Below are 25,316 nucleotides of genomic sequence, written 5' to 3'. Positions count from 1 at the left end.
GGTGCGCATGAATGCGCACCCTACGAAAACCCGCGACTTACATCTGTAAGGTCGTCATTCATGGCGACCTTGTTCACCACACACTTCACAATGCGCATCCTGCGCCACCTTCATGCTGCGGAACTCCGCGCTCATCGCGTCGTACATCAATAAGCGTGCGCTAGCAGGTTGACCGAACGCCGTCAGCACTTTTAAGGTTTCCATCGCCTGCATTGCACCAACTACGCCAACCAGCGGCGCCATCACGCCGGCTTCTACGCAACTTAATACCTGATCGCCAAACAAACGGCTGATGCAACGATAACACGGCTCGCCGGGCTGCCAGGTAAACACGCTGAGCTGGCCTTCCATACGAATCGCTGCGCCGGAAATCAGCGGCACCTTGTGCTGAAAACAGAGGCGGTTGATCTGCTCGCGGGTATCGACGTTATCGGTGCAATCCACCACCGCATCATGGCGCGCAATTAATGTGCTGAGCTGCGCGTCATCCAGCTGCGCATCAATCGGCTCCAACTGGCAATGCGGATTAATCTCTGCCAACTGCTGCTGCGCCGAGGCGACTTTCGCTACGCCAATTGTCGCATCACTGTGCAGGATCTGGCGCTGGAGATTACTGAGGCTAACGCTGTCGAAATCGAGCAACGTGAGATGTCCCACACCCGCCGATGCCAGATAGGGCGCCGCCGCACAGCCGAGTCCGCCGAGGCCGATCACCAACACCTGTGCCGCCTTTAGCTTTTCCTGGCCATCAAAATCAAAACCGCGCAGGACAATCTGACGGTTATAGCGCAGCATCTCTTTGTCGCTCAACTCAACGCTCATTAGCCCTCCAGCAGGCTATTAAAGGCTTCGATCTCCACCCATTCGCCCGGTTCCACATCGCCGCGCTCGCGCTCCAGCACCACAAAGCAGTTAGCCAGCGCGAACGAGCTGAACACATGCGAACCTTGCGCACCGGTGCTGCGCACTTCCAGCACGCCATCGTCACCGCGGCTGAGAATCGCACGCTGGAAGTCGAGACGACCCGGCGATTTCTTCAAACGTTGCGTAGCACGCGCACGTTGGCGTAGCGGCATGATGCGCGTGGTTTGGCCGGTTAAGGTGGCCAGCAGCGGCTGAACTAATTGATAGAAGGTTACCGCCGCAGAAACCGGATTGCCCGGTAAACCGCAGAACCAGCTGTTGGCCAGGCGACCAAAAGCAAAGGGTTTGCCCGGTTTGATCGCCAGTTTCCAGAAGGTGATAGCGCCGAGCTCTTCCAGTATCGCACGGGTGAAATCGGCTTCGCCAACCGACACGCCGCCGGTGCTGATCACCACATCGGCCTGGCGATCGGCTTCGGTAAAGGCGGTACGCAGCGCCGCCTGATCGTCGGCAATCACGCCGAGATCGATCACTTCGCAGCCCAGCTTGTTAAGCATTAACGCCACGGTAAAGCGGTTGGTATCGTAAATCTGACCTTCCGCCAGCGGCTGGCCGACCGCCTGCAGTTCATCGCCGGTGGAGAAGATTGCCACGCGCAGTTTGCGCAGCACGCTGACTTCAGCAATCCCCAGCGACGCCAGCAGCGGCAGTTCGGCCGCACCAAGGCGCACTCCGGCGTCCAGCACCTGTTTGCCCGCCTGAATGTCTTCACCGATGCGACGAATATTTTGCGCAGTCTGCACCGGCGCGGTAATGACAATGCCGCCGTCGCGCTGCTCCGTTTGCTCCTGCATCACCACGGCGTCACAACCGGCGGGAATCGGCGCGCCGGTCATGATGCGGATCACGCTGCCCGCGGGCCACGCACCGTTAAACGGCGCACCGGCGAAGGCTTTACCGGCCACCGGGAACACGCGATCGGGTGCGATGTCGGCCAGACGCAGCGCGTAACCATCCATCGCCGAGTTATCAAACGAGGGGACATCGAGCGGCGAGTTAATCGGCCTGGCGGTGATGCGTCCGGCGGCCTCAAACAGCGAGACGTTGATCGAATCGCTAATCGGCGTCAGTTGTTGCAGCATCTTTTGCTGCGCGTCTTCGAGGGAGATTAATCCTGCGGTAAAAGGTTCCATGTCCATCTCTGCCTGGTTAATTTCAGATGCGGTCTATTATGGGTAATGCGTGGCCGTTAAGCGAGAGTGCACTTTACTCAATCACTGCACATTTCGTGGCGGCGCAATTTATCGCGCGATAAATCGCGCCGCTACGGAATGTGCGAATGGTAAAAATGGTTTTCCTGTTTTACAGGTGCGCATCCGCTAAGCACATCACAACCAAAAAAGCATAATCCACAATAAAAGGTTATGACCGCGCAGGCAGTTTCTGCTTTACAAGATGAGGGTGCCTTTCTATAGTCGAAAATTGCCAAAAAAAGATGAAAACCATTCTAAATCAGTGTTTTTGGTTCTGATTCCTTAACAGGGTACCGGTTATGGCTAAAGCAGTTATCGCAATTCACGGCGGTGCGGGCGCGATTACGCGTGCGGCAATGAGCGCCGAAAAAGAGCAGCACTATCGTCAGCAACTCACCGCAATCGTTACCGCAGGCCAGCAAATTCTTGCGGCGGGTGGCAGCGCGTTAGATGCCGTTACCGAAGCCGTACGCCTGCTGGAAGAGTGTCCGCTGTTTAACGCGGGCAAGGGCGCGGTGTTCACCCATCAGGGCACGCATGAACTCGATGCCAGCATTATGGATGGTCGCACGCTGGACGTCGGCGCGGTCGCGGGCGTCAGCCACATCCGCAATCCGATTCTGGCGGCGCGTAAGGTGCTGGAGAATAGCCCGCACGTACTGTTTATCGGTGCGGGCGCAGAAGCTTTCGCCGCTGAGCAAGGTTTAGCGCCGGTCGACGCCGATTTCTTCTCCACGCCGGAGCGCTGGGAGCAGCTGCAGCGCGCGCTGCACAGCCAGCAGATGGTGCTGGATCACGATGGCGAAGCAAACAGTCACAGCGACGATCCGCTGGACCCGGATCGCAAATTCGGTACCGTCGGTGCGGTCGCGCTCGATCTTCAGGGTAATCTGGCGGCCGCCACCTCAACCGGCGGCATGACCAACAAACAGGCCGGTCGTGTGGGCGATTCGCCTTTAGTCGGCGCAGGCTGCTACGCCAGCAACGACACCGTAGCGGTCTCCTGTACCGGTACCGGCGAAGTGTTTATCCGTACGCTCGCCGCTTACGACGTGGCGGCGCAGATGCATTACGCCGGACGCTCGCTGCAACAGGCCACCGCCAACGTCATTCATGACAAAGTGCAAGAGCTGGAAGGCAGCGGCGGGCTGATTGCCATTGACGCCGCAGGCAATGTGGCGCTGCCGTTTAACAGCGAAGGCATGTATCGCGGATTCGCCTATGTGAATGGCGATGTTGAGGTAGCGATTTACCGCGACAGCTAAGGAGCAGGCATGACGGACCAACAGCTGCAGTTTGCGCCGGAGCAGGTTCTGGCGGTGCGCGATCTTAACGTGCGCTTTGAGCATGAAGGGCGCATTACCGAAGCGGTACGCAACCTGTCGCTCGACCTGCATCGCGGTGAAACTCTGGCGCTGGTGGGCGAATCGGGCTCGGGCAAATCCGTCACCTCGCTGGCGCTGATGCGCTTGATTCAGCAGGCCGGCGGCGAAGTGAGCGGAGATATCCAGCTGCGGCGTCGCAATGGCGAGGTGCTGGATGTGATGCGCGCGTCGAACGGTCAGATGCGCAAAGTGCGCGGCGCCGATATGGCGATGATCTTTCAGGAGCCGATGACCTCGCTCAACCCGGTGTTTACCGTTGGCGAGCAGATTGCGGAATCCATCCGTCTGCATCAGGGAAAAAGTCACCAGCAGGCGCTGGCGGAAGCGCGGCGCATGCTCGATCTGGTGCGCATTCCCGAAGCGCAAAATGTGTTATCACGCTATCCGCATCAACTCTCGGGCGGCATGCGACAGCGCGTAATGATTGCCATGGCGCTGTCGTGCAAACCGGCGCTGCTGATTGCCGACGAACCCACCACCGCACTCGACGTCACTATTCAGGCGCAAATTCTGCAGTTGATCCGCGTGCTGCAAAAAGAGATGCAGATGGGGGTGATTTTCATCACCCATGATATGGGCGTGGTGGCGGAGATGGCCGATCGCGTGCAGGTGATGTATCGCGGCGATGTGGTAGAGCGCGCGTCGGTGCAGCAGCTGTTTGCCGACCCGCAGCAGCCCTATACCCGCGCGTTGCTGGCGGCGGTGCCCAAACTGGGGGCGATGCACGGCCAGCCGCTACCGGCTAAATTTCCCTTATTGCATAGCAACGGACGTGAAGAACTGGCCGCACCGCAGGACACGGTGCGTCACGATCGACCGCCGATTTTGCAGGTGCGCGATTTAGTCACGCGCTTTGATATTCGCGGCGGTTTGCTCAATCGCGTTAAACGCCGCGTGCACGCGGTGGAGAAAGTCAGTTTCGATCTCCATGCCGGTGAAACGCTGGCGCTGGTGGGGGAATCCGGCTGCGGAAAATCCACTACCGGGCGTTCGCTGCTGCGGCTGGTAGCCAGCCAGGGCGGCACCATTACTTTTGACGGCCAACGCATCGATGCGCTGCAGGGCAATGCGCTGGCGTCGCTGCGTCGCGATATCCAGTTTATCTTCCAGGATCCTTACGCCTCGCTCGATCCGCGTTTGACCGTGGGTTTTTCGATCATGGAACCGCTGCTGGTGCACAAAACGCTGGATCGTCGTCAGGCGGAGAAGCGCGTTGCCTGGCTGCTGGAGCGCGTCGGCCTGCTGCCGGAACATGCGCAGCGCTATCCGCACGAATTTTCCGGCGGCCAGCGCCAGCGCATCTGCATTGCGCGCGCGCTGGCGCTCAATCCCAAAGTGGTGATCGCCGATGAATCGGTGTCGGCGCTGGATGTGTCGATTCAGGCGCAAATCATCAACCTGATGCTCGATTTGCAGCGTGAATTTGGTATCGCTTTCTTATTTATCTCACACGATATGGCGGTGGTGGAACGCATCAGCCATCGCGTGGCGGTGATGTATCTCGGACAAATTGTGGAGATGGGGCCGCGTCAGGCGGTATTTGAGCAGCCGCGCCATCCCTACACCAAAAAACTGATGGCCGCGGTGCCGGTGGCCGATCCGGCCCATCGGCATCGTGAGCGGGCGCTGATGGTGGATGAGATCCCCAGCCCGATTCGCCCGCTGGGCGATGAGCCAGAAGTGGCGCCTTTACTGGAAGTGGCACCGGGCCATTTTGTCGCCCGGCACGCAATTAGCGGCGCCTGAGCAGCAAACAACCGCACATCTTTGGATGTCGCGCATGACAGGGATTACAGGAGAACGATAACGATGCACCATATTATGCGAAAAGGGGTTATCACTGCCGGTTTGTTGAGTTCGGCGCTGGCGCTGCCCGCGTGGGCGGCGAAGGATGCGGTGATTGCGGTGGCCTCGACCTTTACCACGCTCGATCCGTACGACGCTAACGATACGCTGTCGCAGGCGGTGGCGAAGTCCTTCTATCAGGGCTTGTTCGGCTTCGATAAAGACATGAAGCTGACCAACGTGCTGGCGGAAAGTTATCAGGCGAGCAGCGACGGTCTGACGTACACCATCAAGCTGCGCGCCGGCGTGAAATTCCAGGATGGCACTGACTTCAATGCCGAAGCGGTGAAGGTGAACCTTGATCGCGCCAGCAATCCGGATAACCATCTCAAGCGCTATAACCTGTTCAAATATATCGCCACCACCGAAGTGGTCGATCCGACCACGGTGAAAATCACCCTGAAGCAGCCGTTCTCGGCCTTCATCAACAACCTCGCGCATCCGGCGGCGGTGATGATTTCCCCGACTGCGCTGAAGAAATATGGCAAAGAGATCGGCTTCCATCCGGTAGGAACCGGCCCGTTTGCCTTTGATACCTGGAACCAGACCGACTTCGTGAAAGTGAAAAAGTGGGACGGTTACTGGAAAAAAGGCTATCCGAAGCTGGATAGCATTACCTGGCGTCCGGTGGTGGATAACAACACTCGCGCGGCGATGCTGCAAACTGGCGAAGCGAGCTTTGCGTTCCCGGTGCCGTTCGAGCAGGCCAAACTGCTGGAAGGCAACAGCAAGCTCGATGTGGTCACCACGCCGTCAATCATGCAGCGCTACATCAGCCTCAACGTGACGCAAAAGCCGTTTGATAATCCGAAAGTGCGTGAAGCGCTGGAGTACGCCATCAACCGTCAGGCACTGGCAAAAGTCGCCTTTGCCGGTTACGCCACGCCAGCCACCGGCATCGTGCCGCCGAGCATCGACTTTGCGCAGAGCTATCCGGCAATCAAATATGATCCGGCCAAATCGCGCGAACTGCTGAAAGAAGCGGGCTTCCCGAACGGTTTCGAAACCACGTTGTGGTCTTCGCACAACCACAGCACCGCGCAGAAAGTGCTGCAGTTCACCCAGCAGCAGCTGGCACAGGTGGGCGTGAAGGTGAAAGTGACGGCGATGGATGCCGGTCAGCGTGCCGCTGAAGTAGAGAGCAAAGGGCAGAAAGAGAGCGGTGTACGCATGTTCTACACCGGCTGGTCCGCCTCGACCGGTGAAGCCGACTGGGCGCTGACGCCGCTGTTCGCCACCACTTCATGGCCGCCAGCAATCTTCAACACCGCGTTCTACAGCAATCCGCAGGTGGATAAAGATCTCGCCGATGCGCTGAAAACCACCGATCGCGATCAGAAAGCTAAGCTGTACAAAGACGCGCAGGATCGCATCTGGAACGATCATCCGTGGATCCCGCTGGTGGTGGAACAACTGCTGTCAGCCAACAATAAAAACCTCAGCGGTTTTTATGTCATGCCCGATACCTCATTCAATTTTGATGAGGCCGATCTGAAGTAACAGACGCGGCCAGCCTTAGCGGGCTGGCCGATGCTGCGCAGGACTTCGCATGCTCAACTATTTTCTCAAACGATTACTGGGACTGATTCCCACGCTGCTGATTGTGGCGGTGCTGGTGTTCCTCTTCGTCCATTTGCTGCCGGGCGATCCGGCGCGCCTGATTGCCGGCCCGGAAGCGGATGCCTCGGTGGTGGCGCTGGTGCGTCAGGATCTCGGCCTCGATCAGCCGCTGCTCAAGCAGTTCTGGCACTTTATGATCAATGCGGTGCAGGGCGATTTCGGCCATTCGCTGGTCTCGAAACGTCCGGTGATTGACGAAATTGCCGCGCGCTTTTTCCCGACGCTGTGGCTGACACTCAGTAGCATGGTGTGGGCGGTGATATTCGGTATGGCGATTGGCATCACCTCGGCGGTGTGGCGCAATCGCTGGCCGGATCGAATCGGCATGACACTGGCGGTGTCGGGCATCTCGTTCCCGGCGTTTGCGCTCGGCATGCTGCTGATGCAGGTGTTTTCTGTCGAGCTCGGCTGGTTGCCGACCGTTGGCGCGGATAGCTGGAAACACTACATTTTGCCATCGATCACCTTGGGTGCGGCGGTGGCGGCGGTGATGGCGCGCTTCACCCGCGCGTCGTTCGTGGAGGTGATGCAGGAAGATTACATGCGCACCGCGCGCGCCAAAGGGGTGCGCGAATCGCTGGTGGTGGTGAAACACGGCCTGCGCAACGCGATGATTCCGGTGGTCACCATGATGGGCCTGCAGTTTGGTTTCCTGCTCGGCGGCTCGATTGTGGTGGAAGTGGTGTTCAACTGGCCAGGCTTAGGCCGCTTGCTGGTGGATTCGGTCGAGATGCGCGATTACCCGGTGATTCAGGCCGAAGTGCTGCTGTTCTCGCTGGAGTTCATCCTGATTAACCTGATTGTCGATGTGCTGTACGCGGCAATCAACCCGGCAATTCGCTACAAGTAAGGAGTTGCAATTGAAGAACTGGCGACGAGTCGCGGCATTGAAAACCCTGCCGACTATCACGGAAAACCGGGTACGCACGCCGTGGCGCGAATTCTGGCGACGCTTTCGCCGTCAGCATGTGGCGCTGCTAGCCGGACTGTTTGTGCTGCTGCTGATCGTGGTGGCGTTTATTGCGCCGCTGATTGCGCCGTTTGATGCGGAAAACTATTTCGATTACGACCGGCTAAACGAAGGGCCGTCGCTGATGCACTGGTTTGGCGTTGATTCGCTGGGGCGCGATATTTTCAGCCGTGTGCTGGTGGGCACGCGTATCTCGCTGATCGCCGGTTTCTTCTCGGTGGCGATTGGCGCGCTGATCGGCACCGTTTTAGGTCTGCTGGCGGGCTATTACGAAGGCTGGTGGGATCGCATCACCATGCGTATCTGCGATGTGCTGTTCGCTTTCCCCGGCATTCTGCTGGCGATTGCGGTGGTGGCGATTATGGGCAGCGGCATGAGCAACGTGATTGTCGCGGTGGCGATCTTCAGCATTCCGGCGTTTGCCCGTTTGGTGCGCGGCAATACGCTGGTGCTGAAACATCAAACCTATATTGAGTCGGCACGCAGTATTGGCGCGTCGGACTGGACCATAATTATGCGTCACATCCTGCCCGGCACGGTGTCGTCGATTGTGGTCTATTTCACCATGCGTATCGGTACCTCGATTATCACGGCGGCGAGTTTGTCCTTTCTCGGCCTCGGCGCGCAGCCGCCCACGCCGGAGTGGGGCGCGATGCTCAATGAAGCGCGCGCCGATATGGTAATTGCGCCGCATGTCGCCATCTTCCCGAGCCTGGCGATTTTCCTCACCGTGCTGGCGTTTAACCTGCTGGGTGATGGTTTGCGTGATGCGCTGGATCCCAAATTGAAGACCTGATGGTGGGTCCGGTCGCCATTTATGGCGACCTCTTCAATAACCGCACCACTCCGGTCTTAAAACGTTTCCCAATTGTCATTACTGTGCGCGGCGGCAGGCTGCGCGCGGGTTGGTGTTATCACCGGTTTCACCACTTTCGCCACCGTTGCAGTCGCCTGGCGCGTGCCGGTTTTGAAGCGGGCTACCGCAGAAGAGAGGCTGCTGGCCTGCTGCTCCAGCGACGCTGAGGCGTTAGCCGATTCCTGCACCAGCGTGGCGTTCTGCTGCGTGACGCGATCCATCTCGTTCACCGCCTGACCAATCTGGTCGATGCCGCGGCTCTGCTCATCGGACGCTGAAGCAATCTCGCCCATGATATCGGTGACGCGGGTAACAGCGCTGACGATTTCCTGCATGGTTTCACCGGCGCTGCTCACCTGCTGCGAACCGGTGTTGACACGCTGCACGGAATTCTCAATCAGCAGTTTGATCTCTTTCGCCGCCTGAGCGCTGCGCTGTGCCAGATTGCGCACTTCACCCGCTACCACGGCAAAACCGCGTCCTTGTTCACCGGCGCGCGCCGCTTCAACTGCCGCGTTGAGCGCGAGGATGTTGGTCTGGAAGGCGATGCCATCAATCACGCTGGTGATATCGGCGATTTTCTTCGAGCTGTCGGCGATATCGCGCATGGTTTTCACCACACCATCCACCACGTTGCCGCCTTTATCGGCGGTTTCCGAGGCGGTTTTCGCCAGCTGCGTGGCCTGACGCGCGTTATCGGCATTCTGTTTCACCGTGGCGGTAAGCTGTTCCATGCTGGCGGCGGTCTCTTCCAGCGATGCCGCTTGCTGCTCGGTGCGTGAAGAGAGATCGTTATTGCCGCTGGCAATCTCGCTGGCGCTGCCAAAAATCGCATCCGCGCTATCACGCACATTGTTAATGGTGCTGAGCAGCGACTGCTGCATATGGTTGAGGCTGGCGGCAATCGATGCCATTTCACTGCGGCCTTCCACCTGCAAACGGGCGGAGAGATCGCCGTCGGCGAAGCGCTCCATCTGCTGCTGCACCTGCTTCATCGGTGCCAGCAGGATGCGACGCACCAGAATCCACACCGCAACCAGCAACAGCACCACAACTATCGCCATCACGGCGACCAACACCAGCATGTGCTGATAGTTATTATCATATTCCGCATTGCGCTCGGCCAGCAGCTGCACGTTGTGCTCGCGCCATTGCTTGTACGCGACTTCCAGATCGTCCTGCGCCTGCTGGGCGTCAAGGTTGCCATAGGCGGCGTAATCATTGGCTTTCAGGAACGCTGCCGACTGTTTCAGTAATTCTGCGAAGGCAGCAAATTTAGCGTCGACTACACTGGCTGAATCAGCGCTTTGTCCGGCAATGCGCGGCATGCTCTGGTAGAGGTCATAATGTTGCTTTGCTTCATCCAGTGACGCACCCGCGCTGATCAGCAGTTTGTTGATGGCGGCGACGGACGCTTCATCCGTTTGTTTTTTCAGGATACGAATGGCGACGCGGTTAATGATCACGCGCGTTTTCACCAGCGTTTGCCAACCGTCGGCCAGCTCACGCTGCTGATGTGACAGCTGATTACTGGTGGTGAAATTATGCTGTCCGGTAATCAGTGATGATAAAAACAGCGAGCCGGAAATCGCCTGCATCGCGGTGAAAACCACCAATATCATCATGATGGCTGTCACAATTTTCATTCGTTTAAACATAGGTGCGTCTCTGAGGAAGTAGGCTGATATCCAGGTTATCGGTATAAAAGCAAATCGCTTAAGTGCCAGCAGGAAATAATTACGTCACGGGACGATGAGAGGCGGGAAAAACAGATGAAAGCGTTTAACTACGAGCAGGATTTCAAGCACATCAATTTTCGCCAGCAGCCTGAGCTGTATCAGGTGGGGCGCGGCGAGCAGGGCGTGCTGATGGTCGAGCCCTATAAAAGTGAGATTCTGCCGCACTGGCGTTTTCGCACCGTCGAGCTGGCAAAAGAATCTTCACAGCAGATTATGCAGCTGTTTGAGGCATATCGCGCGCAGGACGATTTTGTCGGTATGGACATGGCGCGCAAATATATTCAGATGGGTTATACGCGTGCACGCCGCTACAGTAATCATCAGGGCGGGCGTAAATATGACGAGGCGGGCAACGAACTGCCGCGTACCACAGAAAAAGAAAAGGCCGCTGCGGCGGCCGTTTTCAAAGCGTGCTGGGATAAACTGCGCGCGGATACTGACTATCTGGCGCGCAAGCGTGCGCACCAGCAGAAGTATGGTTAAACGCGCGTGCCCCACAGATCGTATTCATCGGCGTGTTCCACTTTAACGCGGACCACGTCGCCGACTTTCACCTGACGATCGCCGTTCAGATAAACCGCGCCATCGATTTCCGGGGCGTCAGCCATGCTGCGTCCCACCGCGCCTTCTTCGTCCACTTCATCAATCAGCACAAGCACTTCGCGGCCGATTTTCTCCTGCAGACGTTCGCTGGAGATCTTCTGCTGCAGCTGCATGAAGCGATCAAAACGATCCTGCTTCACGTCGTCCGGTACCTGATCCGGCAGCTGGTTAGCAGTTGCGCCATCTACCGGGCTGTACTGGAAGCAGCCAACGCGATCGAGGCGCGCTTCCCGCAGGAAGTCGAGCAGCATCTGGAAATCTTCTTCGGTTTCACCGGGGAAACCGACGATAAAGGTTGAACGCAGCGTCAGCTCCGGACAGATTTCACGCCAGCGCTTAATGCGCTCCAGCGTGCGCTCTACCGCGCCGGGACGCTTCATCAGCTTGAGGATGCGCGGGCTGGCGTGCTGCAGCGGAATATCGAGGTACGGCAGAATCTTGCCTTCGGCCATCAGCGGGATCACATCATCCACATGCGGATAAGGATAAACGTAGTGCAGACGCACCCACACGCCGAGTTTGGCTAACTGCTCGCACAGGCTCACCATGCTGGTTTTCACCGGCGATCCGTTCCAGAAACCGGTGCGATGTTTAACATCCACGCCGTAAGCGGAGGTGTCTTGTGAGATTACCAGCAGCTCTTTCACGCCCGCTTCGACCAGACGTTTAGCTTCGTCGAGCACCGAACCGATTGGGCGGCTATCAAGATCGCCACGCATTGATGGAATGATGCAGAAGGTGCAGCGATGGTTGCAGCCTTCGGAAATTTTCAGGTAAGCGTAATGACGCGGCGTCAGTTTGACACCTTGCTCTGGCACTAAACTCAGGAACGGATTGTGTTCTGGTTTCGGCACATAAGTGTGCACATGCGACAGCACCTGCTCGTAGCTGTGCGGGCCAGTGATCTCCAGCACTTTCGGATGCACTTCGCGGATCTGATCCACTTTGGCACCGAGGCAACCGGTGACGATCACTTTGCCGTTTTCATTCAGCGCTTCACCAATCGCTTCCAGAGATTCCTGTACGGCGCTGTCAATAAATCCACAGGTGTTAACGATGACGATCTCCGCATCATCGTAGCGTGGCACCACGTCATAGCCTTCAGTACGCAGCTCCGTCAGGATGCGTTCAGAGTCGACGAGGTTTTTCGGACAGCCGAGGGAGACGAACCCCACGCGCGGTGGATTTTTGACATGGCTCATAAGGATAAAAATTCATCATAATTAGTGTGGATAGGGGGGCGATTGTACAGAGGTTGCCGGGGAAAATGTATAGGCTGTGTAAGAATCTCCTTATGGGGTAACTAATGCATGATGATTGTGCTTAACTCTGTTGGCGGTGCGGCTCACTCGCTGGCGCAATGGCCCTCTGTGGCGATCCGAGTTGTGTAAGCTGGCGCCTTTTGCTTAAATGTTGGGTCGGTGAAGGTAAGTTGTTATCTTCGCTGAAAATTTCAAATCGCACTGATAGTGAATCCTCACTGCCAGGGCAGAAGTGGATAATGTGAGAGCAGACATATGCAAGAGATCGTCAAAGGTTTTCTGAATTTTCAACAGAATGTGTTCCCTGAAAGGAAGGATCTTTTCAAAAGTTTGGCATCCAACCAAAATCCCAAAGCCCTGTTTATCTCCTGCTCAGACAGCCGTCTGGTGCCAGAGCTGGTGACGCAGTCGGAGCCGGGTCAGCTGTTCGTGATCCGAAACGCCGGTAATATCGTGCCACCGTTTGGTCCAGAGCCGGGCGGCGTGTCCGCCACCATTGAGTACGCGGTTGTCGCTTTGGGCGTGACCGAAATTATTATTTGTGGTCACTCTAACTGCGGTGCCATGAACGCCATTGCTTCCAATGCCGATCTCGAAACCATGCCCGCGGTCGATCACTGGTTGCACTACGCCAACGCGGCGAAAGCGGTGGTGGAAGAGCGTAACTACGATTCCGTTGAGAAGCGTCTCAACGAAATGGTGAAAGAGAACGTGATTGCGCAGCTGAACAATATCAAAACACACCCTTCCGTAGCGGTAGCGCTGAGTAAAGGCAAAATTCGCCTGCATGGATGGGTTTATGATATTGAGAGTGGCGGAATCATTGCCCTGACCAAAGGCGGTGAATCCTTTATTTCGCTGTCGGAAAACCCGGAAACCTGCTTCGAGTAATTCCGCCTAACCACCTGCATTGCAGGTGGTTATCCTCGCATTTCGTTAATATTTCCCGCCACGTTTTTGACGACCTCCTACACTTGAGAAGCAATTACCTCTGATAAGGGCTTTCTCATGCGATTTCACCTTTATGCTTCTGTTTTAACGCTGGCAATACTGGCGGCGGGCTGTACCTCTCATGTGACTAATCAACAACAATATTCAGGATTTCTCGGCGATTACAGTGAGTTGAAGGCCACCGAGTCGCCCAGCGGTAAACCGACCTTGCGCTGGATTTCACCCGATTACCATGATGCTGATTATAAAGGCGTGGTGTATACGCCAGTGGTCTATTATCCGGCGGCGCATCCCACGGCACGTATCGATCAGCAAACATTGGATGCGATCCGCAGCTATACCGATACGCAACTCAAGCACGCGATTTCCCAGCGTAAACCGCTGGTGACGCAAAAAGGCCCTCACACGCTGGTAGTTAAAACCGCTATCACCGCCGTTTCTGCCGAAAATGAAGGCGTGCAGTTCTATGAAGTGGTGCCAATTGCCGCTGTTGTTGCCAGCACCATGGCAGCGACTGGACATCGCACGCAAAACAGCGCGCTGTTCCTCGAAATGGAAGCGCTGGATGCGCAAACTGGCAAGCCGCTGATCAAGGTGGTGCGCAAGGCATTTGGTAAAAATCTGCCGAACAACAGTGCGCCAATCACACTCAACGATCTGCGTCCGGGCATCGACGAGATGGTCCGCGATGCGCTGACCTTCCCCGCACAGTAAATTCTCGCCCGGCGGCGTGCCGGGCTTAATGTTTTGTAAATCCTGCACATCCTTTGTCACGCGCTGACTACGCTTTACGGCAGACTGCGATAAAGGAGAATGCCATGCGTTTACTGCCCGCCGCGCTGCTGTTTGGCGCTTTAAGCACGTCCTTACCGTTATTCGCTGCCGATGTGCAGGTTCAGGTGCTTCAGGACAAGCTCGACCATCCGTGGTCCGTGGCTTTTCTACCCGATAATCAAACGCTGTTAATCACTGAACGATCCGGCCAGCTGCGCAGCTGGCAGCCGGGTAAAGGCTTGTCGCCACCGATCGACGGGGTGCCGAAGGTGTGGGCGAATCGTCAGGGTGGCTTGCTGGATGTGGTGCTGGCACCGGACTTCGCCGAAAGCCGCCGCGTGTGGCTCAGCTACACCACCGCCGATGCCAGCGGTCGGGCTGGTGGCGTGGTGGGTTATGGTCGCCTGAGCGATGACAACCGTCAGCTGAGTGACTTTAAAGTGGTGCTGGAGCAAACGCCGAAGCTGTCGGGCGGCGCCAATATCGGCACGCGACTGGCGTTTGATCGCCAGGGCTTTCTCTATATCGCCTTCGGTGACAACTTCGCCAGCAGCAGCGCGCAACAGCTGGATAAGCTCTCCGGTAAAATCGTGCGTCTGACCAAAGACGGTGAAATCCCGCCGGACAATCCGTTTGTTGATCGTCAAGGCGCGCGCGCGGAAATCTGGTCCTACGGCATGCGCAATCCGCAAGGGCTGGCGCTCAATCCGTGGACGCAGCAAATGTGGGAAAGCGAACACGGCCCGCGCGGTGGTGATGAGGTCAACATCCCCGAGAAGGGCAAAAATTACGGCTGGCCGCTGGCGACGCATGGCATTGATTACAGCGGGCAGAAAGTGCCGGAAGCAAAGGGCAGTGAAGTGGAAGGCACTGAGCAACCGCTGCATTTCTGGAAAGTCTCGCCGGCCATCAGCGGCATGGCGTTCTACAACAGCGCGCGCTTCCCGCAGTGGAAAAATTCCCTGTTTATTGGTGTGCTGAAAGAGAAGAGTTTGATTCGCTTGCAGGTCAACGGCGAGAAAGTGGTGGAGGAGCAGAGATTGCTGGAAAATCGTGGTGAGCGTATTCGAGATGTGCGGCAAGGCCCGGATGGTTATCTGTACGTGCTAACCGATGAATCCAATGGCAAGCTGCTGAAAGTGGGGCTGCCAGACACAGCCAGCGCCCCACGCGGTTAAATTAGCGTGCCCAGTTACACACTTCCCATCCGCGCTGTTGTGCTTCCTGCAGCAGCAGCGGATTGGGATTGACCACCCACGCATGATCGGCATGTGCCAGCAGCGGTAAATCATTCATCGAATCGCTGTAAGCCCAGGTGCGTTCAAAGCGTTGATCTTGCTGTAACGCTTTCCAGTCACTGAGGCGTGTCACTTTACCTTCGCGATAGGTCATGGTGCCGTAGGTTTGTCCGCTGTAGCGTTCATCCACCACTTCCACGCCTATCGCCAGCGCGCCGTGTACACCAAGGCGTTCGGCAATGGGCACCGCAAGATGATCGCCGCTGGCGGTGATGATCATTACCGTATCGCCGCGCTGCTGGTGCCACGCAATACGCTCGCGGGCGGCAGGGAACACGCGCGGCATGATGTCGCGATGGATAAAGCGGCGTACCCAGCCTTCAACGGTCATCGTAGCCATGCCGGCGAGTGGCGCCAGCGTGGTGTTCATATACTCTTCAATGGATAACGTACCGGTGTGATATTGCTCCATCAGGATTTTCTCCTGCTGGATGATCTCTTCGGGGGCAAAGCCCTGTGAAACCAACCAGCGCAGCCAGAGGCTGGTGCTGTCTTCACAAATCAGGGTTTCGTCCAAATCGAAAATGGCTAAGTCCATCGCGGCTCTCCTCAGGCTGACTGAGTTCAGGTTAGCGGAAATTTGTGACTGGCTTAACCGTTCTGCGAAAAATCGGAATTACACGCAAAATTTTTCAATAGTCAGATGGGCAAAAGTGGCGGCGCTGCGCGGTTGGTGCCAGGGTTACTCTAATAAACTCTATAAAACTTTACGATTGAGCGGTTTTTTTCGCTGGCCTGAACCGTTAGCGTGGGGCAAGACATGTCTTGCCTGCAAGAAAACCGAGATTTAACAAGGACAATCTGGTCACGCTCATGAGAAAAAACACCTTCGCTTCTGTCTGGCGGCCGTTGGCTGCGTCTTCACTTCTTTTACTCTTTATCCCCGCAGCCACCCTGGCTGAACAGGCACCTGCGGCACCGCAAATTGACGCCAAAGCCTGGATTTTAATGGATTACAACAGCGGCAAAGTGTTGGCGGAATCCAATGCCGATCAACGCCTCGATCCCGCCAGTTTGACCAAAATGATGACCAGCTATGTGGTCGGCCAGGCGCTGAAATCGGGCAAGATTCACAACGATGACATGGTTACCATCGGCCAGGATGCGTGGGCAACCGGCAATCCCAAGCTGCGCGGCTCATCGCTGATGTTCCTTAAGCCCGGCGATCGCATTCCGGTCTCTGAGCTGAATAAAGGTGTGGTGATTCAATCCGGCAACGATGCCTGTATCGCGCTGGCTGATTATGTCGCGGGCAGCCAGGATTCGTTTATCGGGTTGATGAACAACTACGTCAAAGCCTTTGGCCTGCAAAACACCCACTTTATGACGGTACACGGCCTGGACGCCGAAGGGCAGTACAGCACCGCGCGTGATATGGCGATTATCGGCCAGCGCCTGATTAGCGATGTGCCGGAAGAGTATGCGATCAACAGCGAAAAAGAGTTCACTTTCAATAAGATTAAGCAGATGAACCGCAACCGTCTGCTGTGGAGCACCAATCTCAAGGTGGATGGCATTAAAACCGGTCACACCTCCGGCGCGGGTAACAATCTGGTGGCGTCGGCAACCGAAGGCGATATGCGGCTGATTTCCGTGGTGCTCGGTGCGGCGACCGATGCCACGCGTTTCCGCGAAAGTGAGAAGTTGCTGACGTGGGGCTTCCGCTTCTATGAAACCGTGACGCCGATTAAGGCCGATAAACCGTTTGCGCAGCAGCGCGTTTGGTTTGGCGATCGCAGCCAGGTCAATCTTGGCGTCGCAAAAGACGCCGCGATCACCGTGCCAAAAGGGCAGATGAAAAACCTCAAGGCCAGCTTTACCCTAAATTCACCGCAGCTGGAAGCGCCGCTGGAGAAGAATCAGGTGGTGGGCACTATCGATTTCCAGCTGGATGGCAAAACCATTGAGCAACGTCCGCTGGTGACGATGGAAGCTGTGCCGGAAGGTGGCTTTGTTGGTCGCATTTGGGATTTCATCATGATGAAATTCCACGGCTGGTTCGGGAAGTGGTTTAGTTGAGACAAAAACGGTGCGCTTGATGCGCACCGTTTTTTACAGGCTCGTCATTAATGGCGACCCCATCGCTTACTCACGAATCCACCCTTTCTTAATCGGCATGGCGAACAGCGCGCGATACACCTGATGCGTAAACGCCAGCATGCGTTCGCCATACAGCTGCCACGCCATGTGCGACGCCAGACAACCCAGCAAGCCAACCAGGAATCCGCCCAGCATATCCAGCGGCCAGTGCACGCCAAGATAGACGCGTGACCAGGCGATGGCGCTGCCTATCACCAGCAACACCACACCTGACCAAAGGCGATGCCAGAAGATAAATGCCAGCGCAAAGGTGAAAATGGTGGTGCCGTGATCGCTCGGATAGGAATCATCAGGTCGGTGTGACAGTAACTGATGGCCAAAACCAATAGCGAACGGACGCGGATGCGGCAGCAGCTGGCCGACGCACCATGAAATGCTCAGCGCGTACAGCAGCGCCATGCCGGTTTTTAGCACCAGCTCGCGTTGAGACTGCACCTGATCGCGCGGTCCCCACAGCCACAGCGCCACAATCAGCAGTGGTACGATGGCGATCACATCTTTGGCGATAAAAGTCGCCAGAGTGATCAGCCACTGCGGTGAATCCTCTGTAGCGTTAATCCATAAAAAGAGCGTGTGGTTCAATGCTTCCATCACGATTCCTTGTCCTCGTCTTGTTTACCCGAAAAACAGCAGAGCAAAATTGTCTGCAAAATAAAGCTGATAGCCTAGAAGCGTCCGAACCAGGAATAAATAGTCGCGCTCTTAATCTTATCGCGGGTTGTTGGAGTGTTTAACTTTGATGAAAGTTGCATGAAGATTTAAAAAATCGACATCAGAGTGGCAGGATGGAATTTTTGTCTGAGAAGAACCTTAAGCGGCAAAATGGCAGCCATAAAAAAACCCGCAAGTCAGTGACCGGCGGGCTCCACAATTTGGGGATTTCAAAGAAAAGCAGTGGCACTTATTCAGACTGCGACCCCAGAAGAAAGTTCTGGACAGCGCAAAAATATTTTTATAAAGGCAAAAGCGGCCAGATTATCACGATCAGGGTACCGGCCAGCGTCAGCAAAACATTCGCGATCGCATACGTTCCTGCATAGCCCAAGGCTGGGATGCTGCTGCGCGCGGTATCGCTGATGATCTCCATCGCTGGCGCACAGGTGCGCGCGCCCATGATGGCACCAAACAGCAGCGCGCGGTTCATACGCAGCACGTAAGCGCCGAACAGATAGCAAATCACCACCGGCAGCAAACTGACCAGCAAGCCACTCAGCAGCATCAACGCGCCGGCGCTGCCGAAACCGTGCTGCAAGCCGCTGCCCGCGCTCAGACCTACGCCCGCCATAAACACCATCAGGCCAAACTCTTTCACCATCGTTAGCGCACCCTGCGGGATATAGCCAAATGTAGGATGGTTAGCGCGCATAAAGCCCAGCATGATGCCTGCGAACAACAATCCAGCGGCGTTACCGATGCCGAAGCTGAAATTGCTGAACTGGAAGGTGATCATCCCGACCATCAAGCCGACGATAAAGAAGGCGCAGAAGGCCAGCAGATCGGTGATTTGGCTGTGAATGGCGATAAAGCCAATGCGATCGGCCAGGCTTTTCACGCGACGCGCTTCGCCGCTTACCTGCAGCACATCGCCTTTGTTCAGCATAATGCTGTCATCGATCGGCATTTCGATTTGGCTGCGAATCACCCGGTTAAGGAAGCAGCCGTGATCGGTCAGTTTGAGATGACTCAGGCGCTTGTTCACCGCATTGTGATTTTTCACCACGATCTCTTCGGTGACGATGCGCATATCCAGCAAATCACGGTCGAACACCTCTTTGCCGTTACGGAAGCTGGGATCAAGACGCGCGTGCGCATCGGGATAGCCCACCAGCGAGATATCGTCGCCCAGCTGCAGCATCGCGTCACCGTCCGGGCTGGCGAGAATACCGTTGCGGCGCAAACGCTCGATGTAGCAGCCGGTCTGGCGATGAATGCCCAGCTCGCGCAGGTTTTTACCGCCGCTCCACTCCACCAGTTCCGGACCCACGCGATACGCGCGGATCACCGGCAGAAACACTTTGCGCTGGCTATCGGCGTCGAGGCCGCGCTCGCGCGCGATTTGCTGCGCGCAGGTCGGCAGATCCTGGTGCTGCAGGCGCGGCAGATAGCGGGCGCCAAAAATCAGGCTGACTAAACCCACCAGATAAGTGAGGGCATAACCGAGGCTGAGGTTATCCTGCATTAAAATGAGCTGATGGCTGTCGCTGATACTTTGCCGCAACGTATCGCCAGCACCCACCAGCACCGGCGTTGAGGTCATTGAACCGGCCAACATGCCCGCGGTTAAACCAATATCCCAGCCGAATACTTTGACGAGCGTCAGGGCGATTAACAGCGCGCTGACAACCATGACAATCGCCAGAAAGAAGTAGTTTTTACCGTCGCGGAAAAATATCGAGAAAAAGTTAGGCCCGGCTTCCACGCCAACACAAAAAATAAACAACATAAAGCCAAGACTTAATGCGTCAGTATTAATGGCGAAATGCTGTTGACCTAAAATCAACGAAACAACCAGGACTCCAATGGAATTACCGAGTTGGACCGAACCGAGGCGTAATTTACCTAAGCAGAGTCCGAGGGCTAAAACGACAAATAATAACAGAACGTCATTTCCGCTTAACAATTCTGCGACGTTAATGTTCACGGTTTAACTTCTTCTTAACCTGTAACCAGTTGATGAGAGGGACTTTTTTCGCTATCTTGTGCCGAACGTTAAGGTTCTTGCAACAAAAGCGTTCAAGCCGAAATCTAAAGCGGCGTCATTCTAATCATAATTAACACCCTCAGCTATCGGCAGTTTTCATTCCTTTCGCCTCCAGCTGTTTCTTTTTATTTCCAGTCGTGCGCATCAGGGCAGTAAAAGTTTCATAATTGTTAACGTCAAAGTTGAGGATAATTATGTTGCAGCGCAATAATCGCTGGCCAGCATCCATTCTGGGCGTGATGCTTTATACGCTGGTGTTTATTTATGCACATCATTTCTGGTCCGCCGCCAGTGAACAAGCCGTTCGCGGACAGCCAGAATTACTGCTGTTTTTACTGCCGGGATGTGTGATGGCGCTACTGCAGCCGGAAAGTCCGCTTATCAGCACCTTGTGGGTCGCACTAGGCGGTACGCTGCTGGGTATGATGTGGTTAATGCTGGCGGTGCCAATGACGCACAGCGGCTTGTTGATTGTGGCCTGGAGTTTGAGTGCGCTGTTTTGGGCGGGTTGTGGTGCGCTGCTGGTGCGCTTGCTGCGGATTATGCTGGCAATGCGAGCCGAATAGCACCTGCAAAAACGGGCCCGCAGGCCCGTTCTCTTAGGCTTCGATACCCAGGTTTTCTTTGGTCCAGGCAGCGAATTCGGTGTAACCACCGATGTGCTGATCGTCGAGGAAAATCTGCGGCACGGTTGTCACCGGCTTGCCGGCACGGGCTTCCAGATCGGCTTTAGTAATGCCGGTGGCCTGAATATCCACGTACTGATAGTTAAAATCGTCGCGCTCGCTGGTCAGCTTAGCCGCCAACTCTTTCGCACGTACGCAGTAAGGGCAGCTAGAACGGCCAAAAATCACTGCAATCATTGCTTCTCTCCTTCCGCTGCTGTTTTGTGACTAGAATCACATCACAGCGTGAATAATGCGTCACATCATGCCCGCCCATCCTGCTTAAAGGAAGAAGAATATACCTGTTACTCTAATACTTACCGCCTATACATCGGGTAAAATGCGGCTAACGCTGAAAGAACAATCAAGGAACCATCGCATGCGTAATCTCGCCACATTACCCAAACCCGTGTTGCTGCTCGAAGTGCTCGGCGTGCTTGCCGTGATTGGCGCCTTGTTGCTTACCAACGATTGGGTGAGCGCACCTGATTTCATCGCCAAAAAGCCGCTGGCGACGCTGCTGTTTTTTCTTGGTATCGCGCTGATGCTGCCTGCCGCATGGATGATGATGTGGCGCACGGCGAAGGCGATGGCCCCGCAATTGTTCAATCATTCCAACAAAAAGAAGTAACCACCGGAGAGAATTTATGACGCCGACTATCGATTTACTGTGCAGCCACCGTTCCATTCGCGCTTTTACCGAACAGGGCATTGACGAGGCGCAACGCAGCGCCATCATTGCAGCGGCACAAGCGGCTTCGACCTCCAGCTTTTTACAGTGCTCCTCAATTATTCGTATCACCGATCCCGCTAAGCGCGAGCAGCTGGTCCAGCTGACCGGCGGCCAGCCTTGGGTCAGCGCGGCGGCGGAGTTTTGGGTGTTCTGCGCGGATTTCAATCGTCATCAACAGATCTGCCCGGATGCGCAACTGGGGCGTGCTGAACAGCTGCTGCTCGGTTGCGTTGATACCGCGCTAATGGCGCAAAATGCCATGGTGGCGGCGGAATCGCTGGGCCTTGGCGGCGTATTTATTGGCGGGATTCGCAACAGCATCGCTGAAGTGACCGAGCTGCTTGAACTGCCGAAGTTTGTGCTGCCGCTGTTCGGCTTCTGCATCGGTCATCCGGCTGATACACCCGATGTTAAACCCCGCATGCCGCACGCGATGCTGGTACATGAAAACCGCTATCATGCAGTCGATAAAAATCTGTTGGCGCAATACGATGAGCAAATTACCGCCTATTATCAGCAGCGTGATAGCAACCAGCGTTCCGAAACCTGGAGTCAGCTGATTCAGCGTCTGATTATCAAAGAAACGCGTCCCTTCATACTGGATTACCTGCATCAGCAGGGCTGGGCGACGCGCTAAGCACAAGGAACTCTGTAATGAAAATGGCCATTCTCACTCGCGATGGATCGATCTATTCGTGTAAGCGTCTGCGCGACGCCGCGGAGGAGCGTGGCCATCAAGTGCAGATGATCGATCCGCTCTCCTGCTACATGAACATCAATTCCGATTCGCCTGCGGTGCACTATCGCGGCGAGGCGCTGGGGCATTTTGATGCGGTGATCCCGCGCATCGGCACCGCTACCACTTTTTATGGCACCGCGGTGCTGCGTCAGTTCGAAGTGCGCGGCAGCTATCCACTCAATGAATCGGTGGCCATTACCCGCGCGCGCGACAAACTGCGTTCGCTGCAGCTGCTGGCGCGTGAGGGCATTGATATGCCGATCACCGGTTTTGCTTCTTCGCCGGATGATACTGATGATTTGATCGCGATGGTGGGCGGTGCGCCGCTGGTGGTGAAACTGGTGGAGGGCACACAGGGCATCGGTGTGGTGCTGGCGGAAACGCGGCAGGCAGCGGAGAGCGTGATTGACGCTTTTCGTGGCCTCAATGCCCATATTCTGGTGCAGGAGTTCATCAAGGAAGCGCAAGGACGCGATATTCGCTGCCTGGTGATTGGCAATGAAGTGGTGGCAGCGATTGAGCGCGAGGCGAAAGAGGGCGATTTTCGCTCCAATCTGCATCGCGGCGGCAAAGCGCGTGCGGTGGAGATCACTGAACAGGAGCGCGAAATCGCGGTGAAAGCCGCCAGTACGCTGGGGCTGGAAGTGGCCGGTGTGGATATCCTGCGCGCCCAGCGTGGTCCGCTGGTTATGGAAGTGAACGCCTCGCCGGGACTGGAAGGGATTGAGGGCATTACCGGTTTAGATATCGCCACCATGATGATCACGTGGATTGAGCAGCACGCTTGTCCCGGCTATCGTCCTAAAACCGGCGGCTAACCGGCGCTTTTCAGCGGTTTTCGTGGCATCCAGATCGGTTTTTCCGTAAGCTAAGGCGCTTATTTCTTCACCCCACAGGATATTACGATGGATTCACTGGTCGTTCCGGACATTGACGTACTGCGTCGCTGGCTGGATCAACAAAATATCACCTGGTTCGAATGCGATGCCTGTCAGGCACTGCACCTGCCGCACATGCAGAATTTTGACGGGGTGTTTGATGCAAAAATTGACCTGGTGGATAACGTTATCCTCTTCTCCGCGCTGGCAGAAGTAAAACCTACGGCGCTGATTCCGCTGGTGGGCGATCTCTCGCAGATCAATGCCAGTTCGCTAACGATTAAAGCCTTTGTTGATATTCAGGACGACAATCTGCCGAAGCTGATTGTCTGCCAGTCGATCAGTACCAGCGCCGGATTAACCTTCGGGCAGTTCTCCCACTTTATGAAGCAGAGTGAAGAGGGCGTTTCTATGGTAATCATGGAAGCCTTTGCTAACCACCTGCTGGTGGTTGAAGAAGAAGAGGAGCGACAGCCGAGCTCCAGCAGCCACGCGATGCTGCACTGAGTTCCCCGCCTCGCTAACTGCCGCTTTTTGCGGCAGTTTTCATTTTTGCCCCACCACTTTTTATTCTGCACTTTGCCCTTTATTGCCAGATATTAGTCGTGCTTTATGCCACTAGTGCCAAACCCCATAGCAGAAACATGCATAACTCATCGCAAAAAGGCTTTTTTAAGCTGAGATCTGGTGAAGGTGGTGCGGGGGGGCTATTCTTGCGGGGCTGCTTGAGACGTGCAACCTCAGCGCAGGTATAGGTTTTTGCTATTAAACTCCCGCTGAATATTGATTCATTGTGTGCCTGTGATTTAACAGAAAACGCAACGTCCGGATCGCCGTGTATGCAGCGTTGTGATGACCCGCTCAGGAGGAAGTAAAACATGTTCAACCAACGTCAAAAATGGTTGTCAGGTGTGGTTGCTGGTGCATTGATGGCTGCGGCCGGCGGTGTGCAGGCCGAAGGCAGTACGGTACATGTGTATAACTGGTCCGATTATATCGCGGCGGATACCGTGCCGAACTTCGAAAAGCAGACCGGCGATAAAGTGGTGTATGACGTCTTTGATTCCAACGAGGTGTTGGAAGGTAAACTGATGGCCGGTAGCACCGGTTATGACGTGGTGGTGCCGTCTTCCAGCTTCCTCGCGCGTCAGCTGCAATCCGGCGTATTCCAGGAGCTGGATAAGAGCAAGCTGCCGAACTACAAAAACCTTGATCCCGATCTCATGAAGAAACTGGAGCAGCACGATCCGGGTAACAAATTTGCGATTCCTTATCTGTGGGGCACCACCGGCATCGGCTATAACGTCGATAAAGTGAAAGCCGCACTGGGCAAAGATGTGCCGCTGGATAGCTGGGATCTGGTGCTGAAACCGGAAAACCTGGAAAAACTGAAAGGCTGTGGGGTTTCCTTCCTTGATGCGCCGGAAGAGATTTTCGCTACTGTGCTGAACTACCTTGGCAAAGATCCCAACAGCTCTGACGCGAAAGATTACTCTGGCGCAGCCACTGATTTGCTGCTGAAACTGCGTCCGAACATCCGTTACTTCCACTCGTCGCAGTACATCAACGACCTGGCGAACGGCAACATCTGCGTGGCGATTGGCTGGTCGGGCGATATCCTGCAGGCGAAAGATCGTGCGGACAAAGCCAACAATGGCGTGCATGTCGGCTATATCGTGCCAAAGCAGGGCGCACTGGCATTCTTTGACATGTTCGCGATTCCAAAAGACGCGAAAAATGTGGAAGGCGCCTACCAATTCCTTAATTACATGATGGATCCCAAAGTCATCGCTGACGTTTCCAACAACATGAACTACGCCAACGGTAACAAAGCCTCGCTGCCGTTGATCAATGCGGACGTGCGCAACAATCCGGGCATTTTCCCAACGCCGGATGCCATGGCCAAACTGTTTGTGCTCAAGGTCCAGGATCCGAAACTGGATCGTGTGCGCACCCGTGCATGGACTAAAGTAAAAAGTGGTAAGTAATTCGTTCTGAACGATTATTGCCTGAAGACGACAGCAGAGGCGCAGTAATGGCCTCTGTTGTGCCATTTTTAGCGGCTGGCTGTGCCGCGCGA

The 25,316-nt window shown here is 55.7% G+C and carries 24 protein-coding genes; 16 read left to right on the top strand and 8 right to left on the bottom strand.

Translation table 11 applies throughout. The annotated features are described in order from the left end of the window. Positions 1-54: 54 nt before the first annotated feature. Positions 55-822 (bottom strand): molybdopterin-synthase adenylyltransferase MoeB, encoded by a 768-nt coding sequence (moeB, locus tag KVT28_RS05540; protein WP_217547133.1) that lies wholly within the window; start codon positions 820-822, stop codon positions 55-57. Next, the gene (gene moeA / locus KVT28_RS05535; RefSeq protein ID WP_304622232.1) at positions 822-2,057 is read right to left on the bottom strand and encodes a molybdopterin molybdotransferase MoeA; all 1,236 of its coding nucleotides are present in this window, start codon (positions 2,055-2,057) and stop codon (positions 822-824) included. Before moeA ends, moeB begins: the two co-directional genes overlap by 1 nt. A gap of 359 nt (positions 2,058-2,416) precedes the next feature. On the opposite strand from moeA, the gene KVT28_RS05530 reads away from it, so the two are divergent. The 5 genes from KVT28_RS05530 to gsiD all read left to right on the top strand — a co-directional run bounded on the left by KVT28_RS05530 (position 2,417) and on the right by gsiD (position 8,733). Beyond that, positions 2,417-3,382 carry an isoaspartyl peptidase/L-asparaginase family protein gene (locus tag KVT28_RS05530; protein WP_101761004.1) on the top strand — a complete coding sequence of 322 codons (966 nt, stop codon included), beginning with the start codon at positions 2,417-2,419 and terminating at the stop codon, positions 3,380-3,382. Between the two features lie 9 nt (positions 3,383-3,391). Continuing rightward, positions 3,392-5,248: a glutathione ABC transporter ATP-binding protein GsiA gene (gsiA, locus tag KVT28_RS05525; protein WP_217547131.1), complete on the top strand. Its 1,857-nt coding sequence runs from the start codon at positions 3,392-3,394 to the stop codon at positions 5,246-5,248. 63 nt (positions 5,249-5,311) lie between these two features. Further along, positions 5,312-6,847 (top strand): glutathione ABC transporter substrate-binding protein GsiB, encoded by a 1,536-nt coding sequence (gsiB, locus tag KVT28_RS05520; RefSeq protein WP_217547129.1) that lies wholly within the window; start codon positions 5,312-5,314, stop codon positions 6,845-6,847. 49 nt (positions 6,848-6,896) lie between these two features. Continuing rightward, positions 6,897-7,817 carry a glutathione ABC transporter permease GsiC gene (gsiC, locus tag KVT28_RS05515; protein WP_217547126.1) on the top strand — a complete coding sequence of 307 codons (921 nt, stop codon included), beginning with the start codon at positions 6,897-6,899 and terminating at the stop codon, positions 7,815-7,817. Positions 7,818-7,827: 10 nt separating this feature from the next. Beyond that, positions 7,828-8,733: a glutathione ABC transporter permease GsiD gene (gene gsiD / locus KVT28_RS05510; protein ID WP_217547124.1), complete on the top strand. Its 906-nt coding sequence runs from the start codon at positions 7,828-7,830 to the stop codon at positions 8,731-8,733. Between the two features lie 56 nt (positions 8,734-8,789). Here the strand turns inward: gsiD and KVT28_RS05505 are convergent, their stop codons facing one another. Beyond that, positions 8,790-10,451, bottom strand: a complete 1,662-nt coding sequence (locus KVT28_RS05505) for a methyl-accepting chemotaxis protein (protein ID WP_101761000.1) — start codon at positions 10,449-10,451, stop codon at positions 8,790-8,792. Between the two features lie 114 nt (positions 10,452-10,565). On the opposite strand from KVT28_RS05505, the gene KVT28_RS05500 reads away from it, so the two are divergent. Then, complete coding sequence (locus KVT28_RS05500; protein WP_101760999.1) at positions 10,566-11,015, top strand: DUF4385 domain-containing protein; 450 nt, start codon at positions 10,566-10,568, stop codon at positions 11,013-11,015. On the opposite strand, the gene rimO is transcribed toward KVT28_RS05500, so the two are convergent. Next, a complete protein-coding gene (gene rimO, locus KVT28_RS05495) occupies positions 11,012-12,337 on the bottom strand; it encodes a 30S ribosomal protein S12 methylthiotransferase RimO (RefSeq protein ID WP_110865820.1) in 1,326 nt (441 codons plus the stop codon). The genes KVT28_RS05500 and rimO overlap by 4 nt on opposite strands. A gap of 315 nt (positions 12,338-12,652) precedes the next feature. Here rimO and KVT28_RS05490 point away from each other — a divergent pair, with 315 nt between their 5' ends. The 3 genes from KVT28_RS05490 (at position 12,653) to KVT28_RS05480 (ending at position 15,300) form a co-directional block, all read left to right on the top strand. Beyond that, positions 12,653-13,288 (top strand): carbonic anhydrase, encoded by a 636-nt coding sequence (locus KVT28_RS05490; RefSeq protein ID WP_217547121.1) that lies wholly within the window; start codon positions 12,653-12,655, stop codon positions 13,286-13,288. A gap of 117 nt (positions 13,289-13,405) precedes the next feature. Further along, positions 13,406-14,062 (top strand): DUF3313 domain-containing protein, encoded by a 657-nt coding sequence (locus KVT28_RS05485; RefSeq protein WP_217547118.1) that lies wholly within the window; start codon positions 13,406-13,408, stop codon positions 14,060-14,062. A 104-nt stretch (positions 14,063-14,166) separates the two neighbouring features. After that, positions 14,167-15,300, top strand: a complete 1,134-nt coding sequence (locus KVT28_RS05480; protein WP_217547116.1) for a PQQ-dependent sugar dehydrogenase — start codon at positions 14,167-14,169, stop codon at positions 15,298-15,300. A gap of 1 nt (position 15,301) precedes the next feature. Here the strand turns inward: KVT28_RS05480 and KVT28_RS05475 are convergent, their stop codons facing one another. Then, positions 15,302-15,958 (bottom strand): HAD family phosphatase, encoded by a 657-nt coding sequence (locus tag KVT28_RS05475; protein ID WP_101760994.1) that lies wholly within the window; start codon positions 15,956-15,958, stop codon positions 15,302-15,304. Between the two features lie 275 nt (positions 15,959-16,233). On the opposite strand from KVT28_RS05475, the gene KVT28_RS05470 reads away from it, so the two are divergent. Continuing rightward, the gene (locus KVT28_RS05470) at positions 16,234-17,439 is read left to right on the top strand and encodes a serine hydrolase (RefSeq protein WP_101760993.1); all 1,206 of its coding nucleotides are present in this window, start codon (positions 16,234-16,236) and stop codon (positions 17,437-17,439) included. Positions 17,440-17,505: 66 nt separating this feature from the next. On the opposite strand, the gene ybjG is transcribed toward KVT28_RS05470, so the two are convergent. Both ybjG and KVT28_RS05460 read right to left on the bottom strand, forming a co-directional pair. Beyond that, positions 17,506-18,111, bottom strand: a complete 606-nt coding sequence (gene ybjG / locus KVT28_RS05465; protein WP_101760992.1) for an undecaprenyl-diphosphate phosphatase — start codon at positions 18,109-18,111, stop codon at positions 17,506-17,508. A 361-nt stretch (positions 18,112-18,472) separates the two neighbouring features. After that, positions 18,473-20,161: an aspartate:alanine antiporter gene (locus tag KVT28_RS05460; protein ID WP_217547114.1), complete on the bottom strand. Its 1,689-nt coding sequence runs from the start codon at positions 20,159-20,161 to the stop codon at positions 18,473-18,475. 254 nt (positions 20,162-20,415) lie between these two features. On the opposite strand from KVT28_RS05460, the gene ybjM reads away from it, so the two are divergent. Then, on the top strand, positions 20,416-20,787 hold the full coding sequence (ybjM, locus tag KVT28_RS05455) for an inner membrane protein YbjM (protein WP_217547111.1): 372 nt from the start codon (positions 20,416-20,418) through the stop codon (positions 20,785-20,787). 33 nt (positions 20,788-20,820) lie between these two features. Here ybjM and KVT28_RS05450 read toward each other — a convergent pair whose 3' ends face one another. After that, complete coding sequence (locus KVT28_RS05450; RefSeq protein ID WP_007887673.1) at positions 20,821-21,084, bottom strand: GrxA family glutaredoxin; 264 nt, start codon at positions 21,082-21,084, stop codon at positions 20,821-20,823. Positions 21,085-21,265: 181 nt separating this feature from the next. On the opposite strand from KVT28_RS05450, the gene KVT28_RS05445 reads away from it, so the two are divergent. From KVT28_RS05445 to potF, 5 genes are all read left to right on the top strand, one after another. Continuing rightward, a complete protein-coding gene (locus tag KVT28_RS05445) occupies positions 21,266-21,517 on the top strand; it encodes a DUF1418 family protein (protein WP_101760989.1) in 252 nt (83 codons plus the stop codon). A gap of 16 nt (positions 21,518-21,533) precedes the next feature. After that, the gene (gene nfsA, locus KVT28_RS05440; RefSeq protein WP_101760988.1) at positions 21,534-22,256 is read left to right on the top strand and encodes an oxygen-insensitive NADPH nitroreductase; all 723 of its coding nucleotides are present in this window, start codon (positions 21,534-21,536) and stop codon (positions 22,254-22,256) included. Between the two features lie 17 nt (positions 22,257-22,273). Beyond that, a complete protein-coding gene (gene rimK, locus KVT28_RS05435) occupies positions 22,274-23,176 on the top strand; it encodes a 30S ribosomal protein S6--L-glutamate ligase (protein ID WP_137385472.1) in 903 nt (300 codons plus the stop codon). 87 nt (positions 23,177-23,263) lie between these two features. Continuing rightward, positions 23,264-23,743, top strand: a complete 480-nt coding sequence (locus KVT28_RS05430; protein ID WP_008102469.1) for a YbjN domain-containing protein — start codon at positions 23,264-23,266, stop codon at positions 23,741-23,743. Positions 23,744-24,114: 371 nt separating this feature from the next. Beyond that, a complete protein-coding gene (potF, locus tag KVT28_RS05425) occupies positions 24,115-25,224 on the top strand; it encodes a spermidine/putrescine ABC transporter substrate-binding protein PotF (RefSeq protein ID WP_101760986.1) in 1,110 nt (369 codons plus the stop codon). The last annotated feature ends 92 nt before the right edge of the window (positions 25,225-25,316 follow it).

Source organism: Pantoea sp. GbtcB22, from assembly GCF_019091025.1.
GTDB classification, from domain to species: domain Bacteria; phylum Pseudomonadota; class Gammaproteobacteria; order Enterobacterales; family Enterobacteriaceae; genus Pantoea; species Pantoea leporis.
Note: the sequence above shows the minus strand (reverse complement) of the source record. Positions and strands in the feature narration are given on the sequence as shown.

Bases quoted from the DNA above. Each gene is read 5' to 3' on its own strand.
- moeB (WP_217547133.1), bottom strand. From the start codon at position 822: ATGAGCGTTGAGTTGAGCGACAAAGAGATGCTGCGCTATAACCGTCAG.
- moeA (WP_304622232.1), bottom strand. From the start codon at position 2,057: ATGGAACCTTTTACCGCAGGATTAATCTCCCTCGAAGACGCGCAGCAA.
- KVT28_RS05530 (WP_101761004.1), top strand. From the start codon at position 2,417: ATGGCTAAAGCAGTTATCGCAATTCACGGCGGTGCGGGCGCGATTACG.
- gsiA (WP_217547131.1), top strand. From the start codon at position 3,392: ATGACGGACCAACAGCTGCAGTTTGCGCCGGAGCAGGTTCTGGCGGTG.
- gsiB (WP_217547129.1), top strand. From the start codon at position 5,312: ATGCACCATATTATGCGAAAAGGGGTTATCACTGCCGGTTTGTTGAGT.
- gsiC (WP_217547126.1), top strand. From the start codon at position 6,897: ATGCTCAACTATTTTCTCAAACGATTACTGGGACTGATTCCCACGCTG.
- KVT28_RS05505 (WP_101761000.1), bottom strand. From the start codon at position 10,451: ATGTTTAAACGAATGAAAATTGTGACAGCCATCATGATGATATTGGTG.
- KVT28_RS05500 (WP_101760999.1), top strand. From the start codon at position 10,566: ATGAAAGCGTTTAACTACGAGCAGGATTTCAAGCACATCAATTTTCGC.
- rimO (WP_110865820.1), bottom strand. From the start codon at position 12,337: ATGAGCCATGTCAAAAATCCACCGCGCGTGGGGTTCGTCTCCCTCGGC.
- KVT28_RS05490 (WP_217547121.1), top strand. From the start codon at position 12,653: ATGCAAGAGATCGTCAAAGGTTTTCTGAATTTTCAACAGAATGTGTTC.
- KVT28_RS05485 (WP_217547118.1), top strand. From the start codon at position 13,406: ATGCGATTTCACCTTTATGCTTCTGTTTTAACGCTGGCAATACTGGCG.
- KVT28_RS05480 (WP_217547116.1), top strand. From the start codon at position 14,167: ATGCGTTTACTGCCCGCCGCGCTGCTGTTTGGCGCTTTAAGCACGTCC.
- KVT28_RS05475 (WP_101760994.1), bottom strand. From the start codon at position 15,958: ATGGACTTAGCCATTTTCGATTTGGACGAAACCCTGATTTGTGAAGAC.
- KVT28_RS05470 (WP_101760993.1), top strand. From the start codon at position 16,234: ATGAGAAAAAACACCTTCGCTTCTGTCTGGCGGCCGTTGGCTGCGTCT.
- ybjG (WP_101760992.1), bottom strand. From the start codon at position 18,111: ATGGAAGCATTGAACCACACGCTCTTTTTATGGATTAACGCTACAGAG.
- ybjM (WP_217547111.1), top strand. From the start codon at position 20,416: ATGTTGCAGCGCAATAATCGCTGGCCAGCATCCATTCTGGGCGTGATG.
- KVT28_RS05450 (WP_007887673.1), bottom strand. From the start codon at position 21,084: ATGATTGCAGTGATTTTTGGCCGTTCTAGCTGCCCTTACTGCGTACGT.
- KVT28_RS05445 (WP_101760989.1), top strand. From the start codon at position 21,266: ATGCGTAATCTCGCCACATTACCCAAACCCGTGTTGCTGCTCGAAGTG.
- nfsA (WP_101760988.1), top strand. From the start codon at position 21,534: ATGACGCCGACTATCGATTTACTGTGCAGCCACCGTTCCATTCGCGCT.
- rimK (WP_137385472.1), top strand. From the start codon at position 22,274: ATGAAAATGGCCATTCTCACTCGCGATGGATCGATCTATTCGTGTAAG.
- KVT28_RS05430 (WP_008102469.1), top strand. From the start codon at position 23,264: ATGGATTCACTGGTCGTTCCGGACATTGACGTACTGCGTCGCTGGCTG.
- potF (WP_101760986.1), top strand. From the start codon at position 24,115: ATGTTCAACCAACGTCAAAAATGGTTGTCAGGTGTGGTTGCTGGTGCA.